This is a genomic window from Sulfitobacter sp. F26169L (assembly GCF_026410285.1).
GTDB lineage: Bacteria > Pseudomonadota > Alphaproteobacteria > Rhodobacterales > Rhodobacteraceae > Sulfitobacter.
In genome coordinates this window covers 172,835-186,188 of record NZ_JAPMLP010000001.1, presented here as the reverse complement: position 1 = coordinate 186,188, position 13,354 = coordinate 172,835, and the positions used below count along the sequence as shown (strand labels likewise).

Annotated in this window: 15 protein-coding genes; 10 read left to right on the top strand and 5 right to left on the bottom strand. The window is 56.9% G+C overall.

The annotated features are described in order from the left end of the window. Positions 1-63: 63 nt before the first annotated feature. Positions 64-2,355 carry a hypothetical protein gene (locus tag OS189_RS00900; protein ID WP_267165397.1) on the top strand — a complete coding sequence of 764 codons (2,292 nt, stop codon included), beginning with the start codon at positions 64-66 and terminating at the stop codon, positions 2,353-2,355. Positions 2,356-2,404: 49 nt separating this feature from the next. Here the strand turns inward: OS189_RS00900 and OS189_RS00895 are convergent, their stop codons facing one another. The 3 genes from OS189_RS00895 to OS189_RS00885 form a co-directional block, all read right to left on the bottom strand. After that, positions 2,405-2,770, bottom strand: coding sequence for a glyoxalase superfamily protein (locus OS189_RS00895; RefSeq protein WP_267165396.1), 366 nt, complete (start codon positions 2,768-2,770; stop codon positions 2,405-2,407). Further along, entirely contained in the window at positions 2,767-3,000 is a 234-nt protein-coding gene (locus OS189_RS00890; protein WP_267165395.1) for a DUF2842 domain-containing protein, read from the bottom strand. Before OS189_RS00890 ends, OS189_RS00895 begins: the two co-directional genes overlap by 4 nt. Positions 3,001-3,074: 74 nt before the next feature. Then, a complete protein-coding gene (locus OS189_RS00885) occupies positions 3,075-4,367 on the bottom strand; it encodes an adenylosuccinate synthase (RefSeq protein ID WP_267165394.1) in 1,293 nt (430 codons plus the stop codon). A 165-nt stretch (positions 4,368-4,532) separates the two neighbouring features. Here OS189_RS00885 and OS189_RS00880 point away from each other — a divergent pair, with 165 nt between their 5' ends. From OS189_RS00880 to pyrG, 3 genes are all read left to right on the top strand, one after another. Beyond that, complete coding sequence (locus OS189_RS00880) at positions 4,533-4,928, top strand: DUF6524 family protein (protein ID WP_267165393.1); 396 nt, start codon at positions 4,533-4,535, stop codon at positions 4,926-4,928. Positions 4,929-5,142: 214 nt separating this feature from the next. Further along, entirely contained in the window at positions 5,143-5,508 is a 366-nt protein-coding gene (secG, locus tag OS189_RS00875) for a preprotein translocase subunit SecG (RefSeq protein ID WP_267165392.1), read from the top strand. Positions 5,509-5,701: 193 nt separating this feature from the next. Continuing rightward, positions 5,702-7,351 carry a CTP synthase gene (gene pyrG, locus OS189_RS00870; RefSeq protein ID WP_267165391.1) on the top strand — a complete coding sequence of 550 codons (1,650 nt, stop codon included), beginning with the start codon at positions 5,702-5,704 and terminating at the stop codon, positions 7,349-7,351. A gap of 39 nt (positions 7,352-7,390) precedes the next feature. Here the strand turns inward: pyrG and OS189_RS00865 are convergent, their stop codons facing one another. Together OS189_RS00865 and OS189_RS00860 are read right to left on the bottom strand one after the other, a co-directional pair. Then, positions 7,391-8,875: an inorganic phosphate transporter gene (locus OS189_RS00865; RefSeq protein WP_267165390.1), complete on the bottom strand. Its 1,485-nt coding sequence runs from the start codon at positions 8,873-8,875 to the stop codon at positions 7,391-7,393. Positions 8,876-8,926: 51 nt separating this feature from the next. Further along, the gene (locus OS189_RS00860) at positions 8,927-9,418 is read right to left on the bottom strand and encodes an NUDIX hydrolase (protein WP_267165389.1); all 492 of its coding nucleotides are present in this window, start codon (positions 9,416-9,418) and stop codon (positions 8,927-8,929) included. Between the two features lie 197 nt (positions 9,419-9,615). On the opposite strand from OS189_RS00860, the gene OS189_RS00855 reads away from it, so the two are divergent. The 6 genes from OS189_RS00855 to OS189_RS00830 all read left to right on the top strand — a co-directional run bounded on the left by OS189_RS00855 (position 9,616) and on the right by OS189_RS00830 (position 13,305). After that, complete coding sequence (locus OS189_RS00855) at positions 9,616-10,395, top strand: 23S rRNA (adenine(2030)-N(6))-methyltransferase RlmJ (protein ID WP_267165388.1); 780 nt, start codon at positions 9,616-9,618, stop codon at positions 10,393-10,395. Positions 10,396-10,420: 25 nt separating this feature from the next. Next, positions 10,421-10,717 (top strand): DUF1330 domain-containing protein, encoded by a 297-nt coding sequence (locus OS189_RS00850; protein ID WP_267165387.1) that lies wholly within the window; start codon positions 10,421-10,423, stop codon positions 10,715-10,717. Between the two features lie 42 nt (positions 10,718-10,759). After that, positions 10,760-11,197, top strand: coding sequence for a tellurite resistance TerB family protein (locus OS189_RS00845; RefSeq protein ID WP_267165386.1), 438 nt, complete (start codon positions 10,760-10,762; stop codon positions 11,195-11,197). Between the two features lie 29 nt (positions 11,198-11,226). Next, positions 11,227-11,661 (top strand): tellurite resistance TerB family protein, encoded by a 435-nt coding sequence (locus OS189_RS00840; RefSeq protein ID WP_267165385.1) that lies wholly within the window; start codon positions 11,227-11,229, stop codon positions 11,659-11,661. Positions 11,662-11,768: 107 nt separating this feature from the next. Continuing rightward, entirely contained in the window at positions 11,769-12,545 is a 777-nt protein-coding gene (locus OS189_RS00835) for an ABC transporter ATP-binding protein (RefSeq protein ID WP_267165384.1), read from the top strand. 31 nt (positions 12,546-12,576) lie between these two features. Beyond that, positions 12,577-13,305: a transporter substrate-binding domain-containing protein gene (locus OS189_RS00830; RefSeq protein WP_267165383.1), complete on the top strand. Its 729-nt coding sequence runs from the start codon at positions 12,577-12,579 to the stop codon at positions 13,303-13,305. Positions 13,306-13,354 lie beyond the last annotated feature (49 nt).

The window sequence follows — 13,354 nt, the reverse complement described above, 5'->3', positions numbered from 1 at the left end:
CCGCTTTGGTCTTGTCTATCGTGGTAAACAGATCATCACAAAGACGCAGAGGACGAGCATCCGATGATCAACAATAACAAAATTCTAACCGTATCCTATGGTACATTCTCTTGTACGCTTGAAGGATTCGAGGATTCTTTTGGCACAATGAAAGCCATCGCAGAGTATTTTCGCGACCTTTCAGCCGATGACAGGTATTTTGGCGCCGAACCGGTACAACCGGACGCCCAGATGCTGGCGCGAATCGCCCAGCGCGAGATTTCGCGCCATGTTGAGGCGCGCGAAGATGATGGTCGCATTGTCCTTTCAGCCAAAAACACACCAGAGTCTGCCGCCCTTGTGGCCTCGGATGTGGTGGAGGACGTGGCAGATGCCGTTGCCGAAGCCGCTGTAGCCAAAAGCGAAGAGCGCGCCGCAGCCGAAGGTATTGCCCCTGCCGAGCCGACACAGGATGACGCGCCTGAAGCTGTACAAACGAACAGCGAGAAAGAACAGCAAGACGACGCGTTCGAATCATCCGCAACAGTAACCGACGAAGATGAGCTGGACACCGTTGCAGCCGAACACACCGAAGACGACCCGGAGCAAGACATCGTTCCCAGCCTGCCTGATGCCGAAGTTGAAGCATTCTTTGCTGAAAGCGCAGCGACCGTTGTTGACAGCACAGATGACGAAAACGAGCCTGTAGAAATCGAAGCAGAGGCCGATCCTGTTCAGGAGCGTGTGAAAGCAGACAGCATTGCAGACAAATTGAAGCGCATTCGCGCAGTTGTCTCGCAGCAATCCGATGGATCTGCCGCGCCGGATTATTCCGAAGACCAGCACGCTGATGCTGCATCCGCTGGACCTTTAGCAGAGGACACCACAGGCGAAGTTGCCGCCAAGATCGAAGCGGAAGCCGATACCGACGAAGCCGAATTTGGCGCAGAAAAAACCGGCATTATTGCAGACACCCTACGCGATCTCGAAGACGCGCTGGACGCCGACGACGAAACAGAACTGGCGGCAGATCAGGACGACGATCTGGATGATGGTATCGAAAGCGAAGATGATGATATCACTGCAATCCTCAACCGACTTGAGCGGGAGGACGATGAAGATCTTTCCGATGCAATGGTGGCCTATGACGACACCGCCGACCTCGATGCGGATGACGAAATGGACGACAACATCCTGTCAGCCATGGACAGTCTTGTGGCAGCGCAAGATGACGATGACCTTGACGAAGTAGAGGATGAGAACCTCTTTGAGGGAGAAGAAGAGCTTGATGCGGAACTGGACGGCGCCGACGACCATGCCGAAGCCACAGCTGAACCGCAGGCCGCTTCGAAACCCGCCGCGCCGCGTACCCGCGTTCTCAAGGTAAAGCGCGCGACGCTGGAGGCAGCAATCCAGTCGGGTCAGCTGGAAGAATACGAAGACGATGAAGATGACGCGCCCGAAGAGCAAGCGGCCGCCCAGCCGTTGCGCAAAGCGCCACTGGCGCGCCGTTCGACACTAAGCGAAGAAGCCGAAGCGGATCTCGCCCGTGAGTTGGCGGCATTGGAAGCAGATATGGCCGCCGAGAAGGCCAACACCGATGAACCGGCAGAAGCGCTTGAAGAAGCTGTGCTTGCCGATGATGAAAACGACGCCGATGTCGAAGACACCGCTGAAGAAGAGGCGCCGCGCCCGACAATCCGCCGCGATGCGGACGAGGATCTGTCGCGCCTGATGGAAGAAACCGCCAGCCAGATGGATGAACCCGAAGGCGCAACGCGCCGCGATGCCTTTGCCCATCTGCGCGCCGCCGTTGCTGCCAAAAAAGCAGACGAGGCTGTTGGCGGAAGTGTTGATCAGGAAGAAAGTGATGAGCCCTATCGCGATGATTTGGCCAGCGTTGTACGCCCACGCCGCCCTGTTTCCAGCGCCGCACGCACCCAGCGTCCGGCAGAGCAGCGCCCAGCACCGCTAAAGCTGGTTGCGGAACAGCGAATTGACGTGGCTGACTCTCGCAGCGCCGCCCCCGTTCGTCCCCGTCGCGTTGCCGCGGTGGTGACTCCGCCTGCCCGCCAGCCTGTTGATGAGTCCTCCAGTTTTGCCGATTTTGCTGCCGATGCAGGTGCAAGCAAGTTGCCCGACCTACTGGAAGCGGCAGCCGCCTATCTTTCGTTTGTTGAGGGACACGAGCAGTTTTCGCGCCCGCAACTGATGACGAAAGTCCGTCAGGTAGAGAAAGAGAACTTTACCCGCGAAGACGGCCTGCGGTCTTTCGGCAAGCTGCTGCGTGAAGGCAAGATCGAGAAACTGAAAGGTGGCCGTTTTCAGGCGTCTGACCAGATCGGTTTCAAACCGGACGCACGCGCCGTGGGCTGAACACACAACACCGTGAGATTAATGAAGGCGTGCCTTATAGTCCGCCTTTTCACTTTGCATCATTTGGCGAGGCAAAAATCAGCTTGTTACCTGACGGATCGGCAATGCACATTTCGTCCCAGCCCCAAGGTTGGCGTTGCCAATCAGGTTTGGCATGTTTGTAATGTTTGCCGATCAAGGATGCGCACAGCGCTGCCACCTCCTCAACCTCGATCCGCAAAACTGTGCCAGGAGTCCCATCACCGAAATGTTCGGATAGATGGATTTCACACCCGCCTTGACGCACACCCAGATACAAAGGGGCGTCTGGCGAAAATCGATGTTCGAACACGACCTCGAAGCCCAAAAAGTCCAGATAGAACGCCTTTGTCACCGCTTCATCAAAACTGCGCAGGACTGGAATCGCTGCCTTCATGCAGGCGGGTCCTGCGGTGCATCGGGATCAGCCTGTCCCACACCTTTGAATACAGCCTTCAGCGGAAACGCCCAAATCACACCGGAGCCCACGTAGATGATCAGTTCCAGCCAGAAAGGCGGTCGGTTGAACAGCGAGATCACATAGATCATCGCGACGATATATACCGGCAGAGCAATAAGCAGCACAAACAGCGACCAGCGGCGGCGGGATTTATAGCTCATTGCCATAACAGTTTCCTTCCGGTTCAGGGGCGGTGCAGACTGGAAACTGGCCCGCGCCGCCGCGTTTTCAACTGTGACACTTAATCCGCGAAGGGGTCGGTAACCAGAATGGTGTCCTCACGCTCGGGTGACGTAGACAACAATGCAACCGGACATTCGATCAGTTCCTCGACACGGCGCACGTATTTGATCGCTTCCGCAGGTAGATCAGCCCAAGACCGCGCCCCTTCGGTTGATTGCGACCAGCCCGGCATCTCTTCGTAGATCGGCGTACAGCGCGCTTGCTGGTCTGCGGCGGTGGGCAAATAGTCCAGCCGCTTGCCATCCAATTCATAGGCCACGCAGATTTTTAGCGTCTCGAATCCGTCCAGCACGTCAAGCTTGGTAAACGAAATACCGTTCACACCCGATGTCGCGCATGTCTGGCGCACCAGCACGGCATCGAACCAGCCACAGCGGCGCTTGCGACCGGTGACAGTGCCAAATTCATGGCCCCGCTCACCCAGACGCTGGCCGTCCGCATCGTTCAGCTCGGCCGGAAACGGCCCTTCGCCAACGCGGGTGGTATAGGCCTTGACGATACCCAGAACAAAATCAATTGATCCGGGGCCGATGCCGGTACCCGTTGCCGCCTGCCCTGCAATGACGTTGGATGACGTTACAAACGGATATGTTCCGAAATCGATGTCCAGCAACGCGCCCTGCGCCCCTTCAAACAGGATACGCTTCCCCGCGCGGCGCTTTTCGTTTAAGATCTTCCAAACCGGCGCGGCGTATTCCAGAACCGAAGGCGCGATCTCGCGCAGATCGGCCAGCAGTCGGGCACGGTCCACAGGTTCCAGTCCAAGACCTCGGCGCAGCGCGTCATGGTGTACCAGCGCGCGGTCAACACGCAATTCCAGCGTGGCGTCATCGGCCAGATCAGCCACCCGAACCGAGCGGCGGCCCACCTTGTCCTCGTACGCAGGGCCGATACCGCGCCCCGTGGTGCCGATTTTGGCAACCGATGTCTGTTCTTCGCGCGCGCGGTCCAACTCGCCATGAATTGGCAGGATCAGCGGCGTGTTTTCCGCGATCATCAGCGTTTCGGGCGTGATCGTTACCCCCTGCCCGCGCAGGCCTTCAATTTCTTTCTTCAGGTGCCAGGGGTCCAGAACGACGCCGTTGCCGATGACTGACAGCTTGCCACCACGCACAATGCCCGAAGGCAACAGCGACAGTTTAAACACCTCGCCATCAATGACCAGTGTATGGCCCGCGTTATGGCCGCCCTGAAAACGTGCGATCACATCAGCACGTTCAGACAACCAGTCTACGATCTTGCCCTTACCTTCGTCGCCCCACTGGGCACCTACGACAACAACATTGGCCATGATATTCCTTCCAAAGCAGTGGCAGACACGCCGTATGCGCAATCCAAACCCGCGTCCGTATAGCTGCCCGCGCGGGTGCTGGGAACCGGAAACTGCGCTGTAGGCATAGACTTTTCTTTTCAGCCCATCGATATTGCAGCCGGATTAGGCAAAGGACGACACATTATGGGCTTTTTGCTGCGTTGGGTCTTCGCATTTTTATTGCTCGCTACCACGTTCAACCCGACAGAGTACAATTATGTTCAGTGGGTCCGCAGCTACGGTGGAATGAATGTATCTATTGCCGTACTTACCGGCCTGCTCCTGTTGATCGGCTATATCATCTATTTGCGCGCCACTTTACGCAGCATCGGCGGTCTGGGAATGGTTCTGGTGCTGGCTGTGGTTGGTGCGGGTATCTGGGTCCTCTATGATCTCGGTGTGTTACGTCTAAAAGACCCCAGCATGAATGTTTGGCTTGGCCTCGCCGTGCTTAGTTTTGTTCTGGCAATCGGCCTCAGCTGGAGCATCGTGCGGCGCAGCCTGTCCGGCCAAGCCGACGTGGATGATGTCGATGCCTGAACACGGGACGGTGGGCGGGGTGTATTGAGGCCACTTAGGTCTCAACAACGCCGTCCGACGTGATCACGTGACGGATGTTATACAGGTCCCGCCTTGCAATTATCAGCCTGTCTGCGACCCTGCGCATGACCGGCGCGCGCATCCTCCCTTGCCCCCATAGTCAAATATGCCTAGATACCCTGAAACCGACCCTTAAAAGAGCAGTCTGCACCCCATGATAAATGAAAACGTCATCCTGATCGTCCACCTCCTTCTTGCGCTTGGTCTGATCGGCGTTGTGCTGCTGCAACGCTCCGAAGGGGGCGGTCTTGGCATTGGTGGCGGTGGTGCAAACTCCGGTCGCCCGCCAGCAACTGCGATGAGCAAGGTCACATGGATATTGGGTGCTGCGTTTGTGGTGACTTCCATCACTCTTACAATTGTATCGGCGCAAAAATCTGCCGGTGTTTCGGTACTGGATCGTCTGTCGGCGTCGCCGCCAGCGTTGAATCAGAATGACGGGGTCACCACACCTGACGTCAACGATCTGCTGCCGCCTGCTGAAGGTGACAACGCGCCACTGGTGCCAACTGTCGATTAAGCTACGAAACTCAACAAGTTGAGGCATCGTGACTTTACGCAACATCATGTTGCGGCCATCGCCTTGCCTTGGCTATCCGAATCCTGTTAGAAGGAAACCCCGTGATGGTGCAGGTTTTGCGCCGCTTTCGGGGGCCTTCAAACAGGCCCTGATTGATTAAAAAACGCTGACACGCGCACGGGAGAATCTTCAAATGGCACGCTATATTTTCATCACCGGCGGTGTTGTATCTTCTCTGGGCAAGGGGCTTGCATCGGCAGCTTTGGGCGCATTGCTACAGGCACGCGGATACTCTGTTCGGCTGCGCAAGCTTGATCCCTATCTCAACGTCGATCCCGGCACGATGAGCCCGTTTGAACATGGCGAGGTGTTTGTCACCGATGACGGCGCCGAAACCGATCTGGATCTGGGCCATTACGAACGTTTTACCGGCGTCTCTGCGCGCAAGACCGATTCCGTTTCGTCGGGGCGCATCTATTCCACCGTGCTGGAGAAAGAGCGGCGCGGCGATTATCTGGGCAAAACCATTCAGGTGATTCCGCATGTCACAAACGAGATCAAGGATTTCCTTGCCGTTGACGAAGACGAAGTCGATTTTATGCTGTGCGAGATCGGCGGTACTGTCGGCGATATCGAAGGCCTGCCGTTTTTCGAGGCGATCCGTCAGTTCAGCCACGACAAGCCGCGCGGCCAGTGCATCTTTATGCATCTGACGCTGTTGCCCTATCTTGCCGCCAGTGGCGAGTTGAAAACAAAGCCCACACAACACTCGGTCAAGGAATTGCAGAGCATCGGCATCGCGCCTGATATCCTTGTCTGCCGCTCCGAACATCCGATCCCCGAAAAAGAGCGGGAAAAGATCGCCCTGTTCTGTAATGTGCGTAAAGAAGCGGTTGTCGCGGCCTATGATCTGAAATCAATTTACGAGGCACCTCTGGCGTACCATGCCCAAGGATTGGATCAGGCGGTTCTGGATGCGTTCGATATCTCCCCCGCGCCGCGCCCCGATCTGACTGTCTGGCACGACGTTTATGACCGCATCCATAACCCCGAAGGCGAAGTGAAGGTTGCCATTGTGGGCAAATACACCCAGTTGGGCGATGCCTATAAATCCATCGCCGAAGCGTTGACACATGGCGGCATGGCCAACCGTGTGCGCGTGAAGGTTGAATGGGTCGATGCAGAGATTTTTGACAAATCCGACGATGTAGCTCGGCAATTGGAAGGCTATCACGCGATACTTGTTCCGGGCGGGTTCGGCGAACGCGGCACCGAAGGCAAAATCAAGGCAGCGCAATATGCGCGCGAACACAAGGTCCCGTACCTCGGCATCTGTCTGGGCATGCAAATGGCTGTGATCGAGGCGGCGCGCAATGTGGCCGGACTTGCCACTGCCGGATCGGAAGAGTTTGACCACGAATCCGCCGGAAAGAAGCGGTTTGAACCTGTTGTTTATCACCTCAAGGAATGGGTGCAGGGCAATCACAAGGTCGAGCGCAAGATTGGCGACGACAAGGGTGGCACGATGCGCCTGGGCGCATATAACGCCACGTTGAAGGAAGGCTCGAAAGTTGCCGAGATTTACGGCACTACCAAGATCGACGAGCGCCATCGCCATCGCTACGAAGTCGATATTGCCTACCGTGATAAGCTGGAAGAAGTCGGTCTGGTGTTTTCAGGCATGTCACCCGATGGCAAGCTGCCCGAAATCGTCGAGTGGGCGGATCATCCGTGGTTTATCGGGGTGCAGTTCCATCCCGAATTGAAATCAAAACCGTTCAAACCGCATCCGCTGTTTGAAGGATTCGTAAAAGCAGCCAAGGATATGTCGCGTCTGGTATGATGCGGCACCCCTGAAAAGGGGCGCCGCACCGGTTTATCGTTAACCGACTGCCAGATTGATCAGCACAAAGATTGTCCCGGACAAAAGCGCCGCGGCAGGCACCGTGATCACCCACGCCGCCAGAATTGTCAGGAAATGCGAACGGCGTACCAGCTTACGTCGGCGCCGCTCCTCCGGGGCGTAAACAGGGCGATCGGGCATTTCGAGGCGTTGCTTGTTGATCCGGCGTTCTGCATCCCATTCACGGAAGAACCCCACACCAAACACGCCACCCACCGCGATATGTGTCGAACTGACGGGCAGACCCAGCCAACTGGCGATAATAACGGTAAGCGCCGCAGACAGCGCTACACAATAAGCCCGCATCGGATTTAACTTGGTAATCTGGCCGCCCACCATACGGATCAGTTTTGGTCCGAACAAAAACAGGCCGAAAGATATCCCGAACGCACCGATCACCATCACCCAAAAAGGGATGCTAACCGCGTCTGAAAAATTGTCAGACTGCGACGCCTGAACAATAGCCGCCAGTGGTGCAACCGCATTTGCAACGTCATTTGCGCCGTGTGCAAAGCTGAGCAATGCCGCTGAGACAACAAGCGGAATACCGAACAGCACTTTCAGTGACTTGTTTCGGTTTTCCAAACCTTCGGATTGCTTGCGGATCACAGGTATCATCACGACCCAGACCAGCGCCCCCAGTGCTGCGCCGATCAACAATGCCGTTGGCATATCAATCTTGATAACCTTCTTTAGCCCTTTCAGCGCCAGATAGGCCGAGAATGTGCCCGCCATAATCCCTACGAGAATAGGCACCCAGACACGTGCGGCTGCAATTTTGTCATCGCGGTAGATGATACGGGACTTGATCAGCCACAAAAACATTGCGGCAATCAAACCGCCCAGCAGCGGCGAAATCACCCAGCTTGCCGCAATGCCTGCCATTGTGGGCCAGTTGACTGCTGCAAACCCCGCTGCTGCAATTCCCGCGCCCATAACGCCACCAACCACGGAGTGTGTGGTCGAAACCGGTGCGCCCACCCACGTGGCAAGGTTGACCCATAACGCTGCCGACAACAGGGCCGCCATCATTGCCCAGATAAAGATCGAACTGGTGCCGATACTTTCGGGCGCGATGATGCCTTTCGCGATGGTGGATACAACATCCCCCCCCGCAAGCAGTGCGCCCGCGCTTTCAAACACCACGGCGATGGCGATGGCCCCCCCCATCGACAGTGCGTTCGCACCGACCGCAGGCCCCATGTTATTGGCTACATCATTGGCGCCAATATTTAGCGCCATATACGCACCCAGACAGGCCGCGATAACTACAATCAAAGAATTGCTGGTTTGCCCGAAGAACAGCATTGCTGCCAGACCCGCCATCAGGATGAATACCAGCCCGATCCCCGGCCCGACCATAGGCCGAGACACGTAGCTGGTAGCGAGTTCAAGAGTGGAATAACGCGCTAGATCGCGATCCAGCGTTTCTAGATGGCGTGGATCGCCTTGTTGTTCTGTCATGTGATACAGTCCCCCGTTGGGCGAAGACTTATCGCTGTGTTTTGCCAGAAATCAACCTGGCAAATCGGCACCGCCCGCATTTTTTGCGCAGTTGTGAAAAATTGTCTTTAGTTCCGGCTCGTTCACCATTTTGGCAGCATCGCTCGCCTTGACCCATTTGCGTTTACGCTCTCCCGCTTCGGGAAATTCGGCGGCCAGATCGCGCACATCGACAGAATAGACCAGCGTTTCCACAGGAACTTCCAGTCCGGAGGCGCGCCGCTTGTTGTAGGTATAACGTCCGACCGGTGCGCTGGAGGCACAACTGTTCTTTACGCCGGCCTCTTCCCACGCCTCCTGAAGCGCAGTTTCGTTCGAATTAAGGCCACGGATCGGCCAGCCTTTAGGAATGATCCAGCGACCGGTATCGCGGCTTGTAATAAGCAGATATTCACGCTCCGCCCCGCTTCCGCGACGACACAGGGCAGCAACCTGCAATTTCTTGGGACGCTGTAGCAGCGGGCGCAGGAACGCGTCCCAGACCGCATGAAGTGCGACATTCATTTTGGAAAACCACTCGATTATTTTGTTCTTATGTTATCTAATATGACCTATCTTATTGATAAGTTCAAATTTCCTTAATTCAAGCGGCAGGGCTGCGCCGGTGAAAGTGTCGATTGCGCATAGTTCAAGCTGCCAATTGAACCGCGACAGCGCTGATTTGACATTGCGCATGTGGCGCTATCCGCTACACCGCTGCTATGCTCAGTTACCAACACATCTATCATGCGGGAAACCTTGCAGACGTTCACAAGCACAGCCTGCTGTCGTGGATGCTCGCCTATCTTACACGCAAGGATAAGCCGCTTACCTACCTTGAGACACATGCAGGCCGTGCGCTGTATGATCTGGACGCGGAAGAAGCGCGCAAGACAGGAGAGGCTGCAGCTGGCATTGCCCGTACGCGCGGCTGGTTCGGGCCTGAACACCCCTATACGCAGGTTTTGGAGCGCGTCAGCGCCGAGGATGGCCCCAACGCCTACCCCGGATCACCGCTAATCGCATCCCATCTGCTGCGCCCCTCAGATAAAATCCACCTTGCCGAGCTTCACCCCGCAGAACATGCCGCGCTTGAGTTGGCGATGTCACCGACAGGGGCGAAATGCCATCTGCGCGACGGGTTCGAGATGGCCTTTGCGCTGTGCCCGCCGACGCCGCGGCGCGGACTGTTACTGATCGATCCCAGCTACGAGATCAAATCCGACTATGATGATATATTTCGCCACATCGCCAAGCTGCACCGCGCATGGAATGTCGGTATTATCGCGCTGTGGTATCCGATCCTGAAAAGCGGCGCGCACGGACCAATGCTGGAGGCGCTGAGTGCGCAGCACAAAGACGCGCTGCGCCACGAGGTCCGGTTTGCGCCTGCCCGCCCGGGACACGGTATGGTAGGCTCCGGCATGTTCGTGTTAAACCCGCCTTACGGATTGGCGGAGGAGGCCAGACGCCTTGGCGCGCGCTATGCCAAGCTGCTCTGACAACATCAGAAGGGAGAAACCGGAAATGTCGAAAAAAGGTTACTGGATCGGGAATATGGATGTTCGCGATGCGCAAGTGTATGAAAAATATCGCGCGGCAAATGCCAAACCCTTTGCGGAATATGGTGCAAAATTTCTTGTGCGCGGCGGCACCCAACAGGTGCGCGAAGGCACAGCCCACGCTCGAACGGTTGTGATCGAATTTCCAAGCTACGCCGAAGCGGTGGCATGCTACGAGAGCGCCGGATACCAGAACGCCAAAGACATCCGCATGACAGTGGCTGATGGTAGCCTGATCATCGTCGAAGGCTACGACGCCTGAAGCCCGTTGGCAAAATCTCTGATCGGGGATAATATTACACCTATGCTAGAACTTCTTTTTCCGCGCCGCGTGCGCACACCCGAACCACTTCCCCAGCCCAATGCGCAGCTTGCGCTTGGCGCGCTTTTGGTGCGCGTGGCACTTGCCAACCGCCAGTATCTCGCCGCCGAAGTGGCGCAGATCGATCGCGTCCTGTCAGCGACATTTGATCTGAAGCCGCTGGACGCCGCCAAATTGCGCGCTGAATGCGAGGCGTTGGAACGTCATGCACCTGGAACACCGGAGTTCACCAAGATTCTGCGTGACGAGGTGGATTACGCCGAACGCAAAGCGCTGGCAGATGCGATGTGGGCAGTCGCCATGGCAGATGGTCGCCGCGATGCCGACGAAGAAATGCAGCTGCTTGCCATTGAAACCGCGCTCGGCCTCAGCGATGCGGACATCGCCGCCGCACGAAAAAACGCATTAGGCAAGTTGTAAACGCGCCCCCGTCCCCTAGGTAGAACCTCATGTTTGCAGATTTTCTAAAACGGCTGACCGATCCGGCCCCCGCCCCGCTGCCCGACACCGATGCACGTCTGGCCCTCACCGCCCTTTTGGTACGGGTCGCGCGCTCGGATAACGAGTATAGCCCGGCCGAACGCAGCCGTATCCAGAGCATCATCAGCAACCGCTATGCGCTGGATGACGCTGCCCGTGATGCCCTGCTTGCAGACGCCGAGACACTGGAAGCCGAGGCACCGGACACGGTGCGTTTCACCCGTTCTATCAAAGATACTGTTGCCTACGATGACCGCCTTGCCGTGGTAGAAGCGTTGTGGGAAGTCGTGCTGGCAGACGGCGCGCGCGCCAAGGAAGAGGACGCGCTATTGCGTTTGGTGGCCAATCTGCTGGGCGTGACAGATATGGACAGCGCACAAGCCCGCAAGCGCGTCGAGGGCTGACTCCAAGCTAACGCAAAGGAAGCAAACCGTCTGTTTGCCTATTCAACGTTGCATATGATCCGATTCTCGCATCATATGTTCTTCGCAACTGCAAAAATGGCCAACACGTGACGTCAGAAATCCCTGTTATTGAAATCCGCGACCTGCACAAAGCTTACGGCGCTTTGGAAGTGTTGAAGGGCGTCAGCATCGCCGCGCCGAAAGGTCACGTGATCTCGCTCATCGGGTCGTCCGGCTCGGGTAAATCGACGCTGCTGCGCTGTGCAAACCTGCTCGAAAATAGTCAACAGGGCGAGGTTTTGTTCAAAGGTGAACCGGTCAGCTGGCGCGGAAGCGGCCATGCGCGCCGCCCGTCGGATGCCAAACAGGTGCTGCGCATCCGCACCAACCTGTCCATGGTGTTCCAGCAGTTCAACCTCTGGGCGCACATGAGCATCCTGCAAAATGTAATGGAAGCGCCGCTGACCGTGCTGGGCCGCGACCGCGCAGAAGTGGAAAGCGCTGCGCGCGCCTATCTGGACAAGGTCGGCATTGGTGACAAATGTGATGTGTACCCTGCGCAGCTGTCCGGCGGCCAGCAACAGCGGGCCGCAATTGCGCGCGCCCTGTGTATGGAGCCGGAAGCGCTGCTTTTCGACGAGCCGACATCGGCGCTTGATCCCGAACTGGAACAGGAAGTAATCAAGGTCATCAAAGATCTTGCCACCGAAGGGCGCACGATGATGATCGTCACCCATGATATGAAACTGGCCGCCGATGTGTCGGACACTGTCGTATTCCTGCATCAGGGCCTGATCGAAGAAAAAGGCGTGCCCGAAACCCTGTTCGGCGCGCCAAAATCGGAACGACTGCGTGGGTTCCTGTCTGCAACCCACGCCACATAAACCTTAAATGGTAAACCTTGGGAGAAACCACATGAAAAACCTAATCCTCGGCGTCAGCGCCCTTGCACTCACTGCCGGAATGGCGATGGCCGACAGCCACGCCAAAACAATCCGTCTGGGTACCGAAGGCGGCTACCCCCCCTACAATTTCCTTGACGACAACGGCGAGGTCGCCGGTTTCGAACGCGAAGTCGGTGACGAGCTCTGCCTGCGTGCAGAACTGAAGTGCGAATGGGTCACAAACGAGTGGGATAGCATTATCCCCAACCTCGTGTCGGGCAACTACGATGTGATCATCGCCGGCATGTCCATCACGGACGAGCGTGACGAAGTGATCGATTTCTCCGATCCCTACACCCAGCCCGATCCGTCCTCCTTCCTCGCCATGGAGGGCGTCGATCTGTCCGGCGCAATCATCGCCGCACAGACCGGCACAATTCAGGCCAGCCACGTTGCCTCGATGGATGGTGCGACACTGGTTGAATTTGCAACGCCAGAAGAAACTGTAGCTGCTGTCAAAAACGGCGAAGCCGATGCGGTTCTGGCCGACAAGGCCTTCCTTGAGCCAATCGCAGAAGCCGAAGCCGACCTTTCTCTGATGGGCGAGGACATTCTGCTCGGCGGCGGCATCGGTCTTGGCATCCGCGAAAGCGACGGCGATCTGCGCGAAACATTCAACAAAGCCATCCAGTCCATGAAAGCGGACGGCTCGCTGAACGCGATGATCGAAAAGTACCTGCCAACTGCGGCAAAGTTCTAATAACGACTCGAAGGGGGGCGCCGTGCCTCCCTTCGATTTTGCAGTAAAC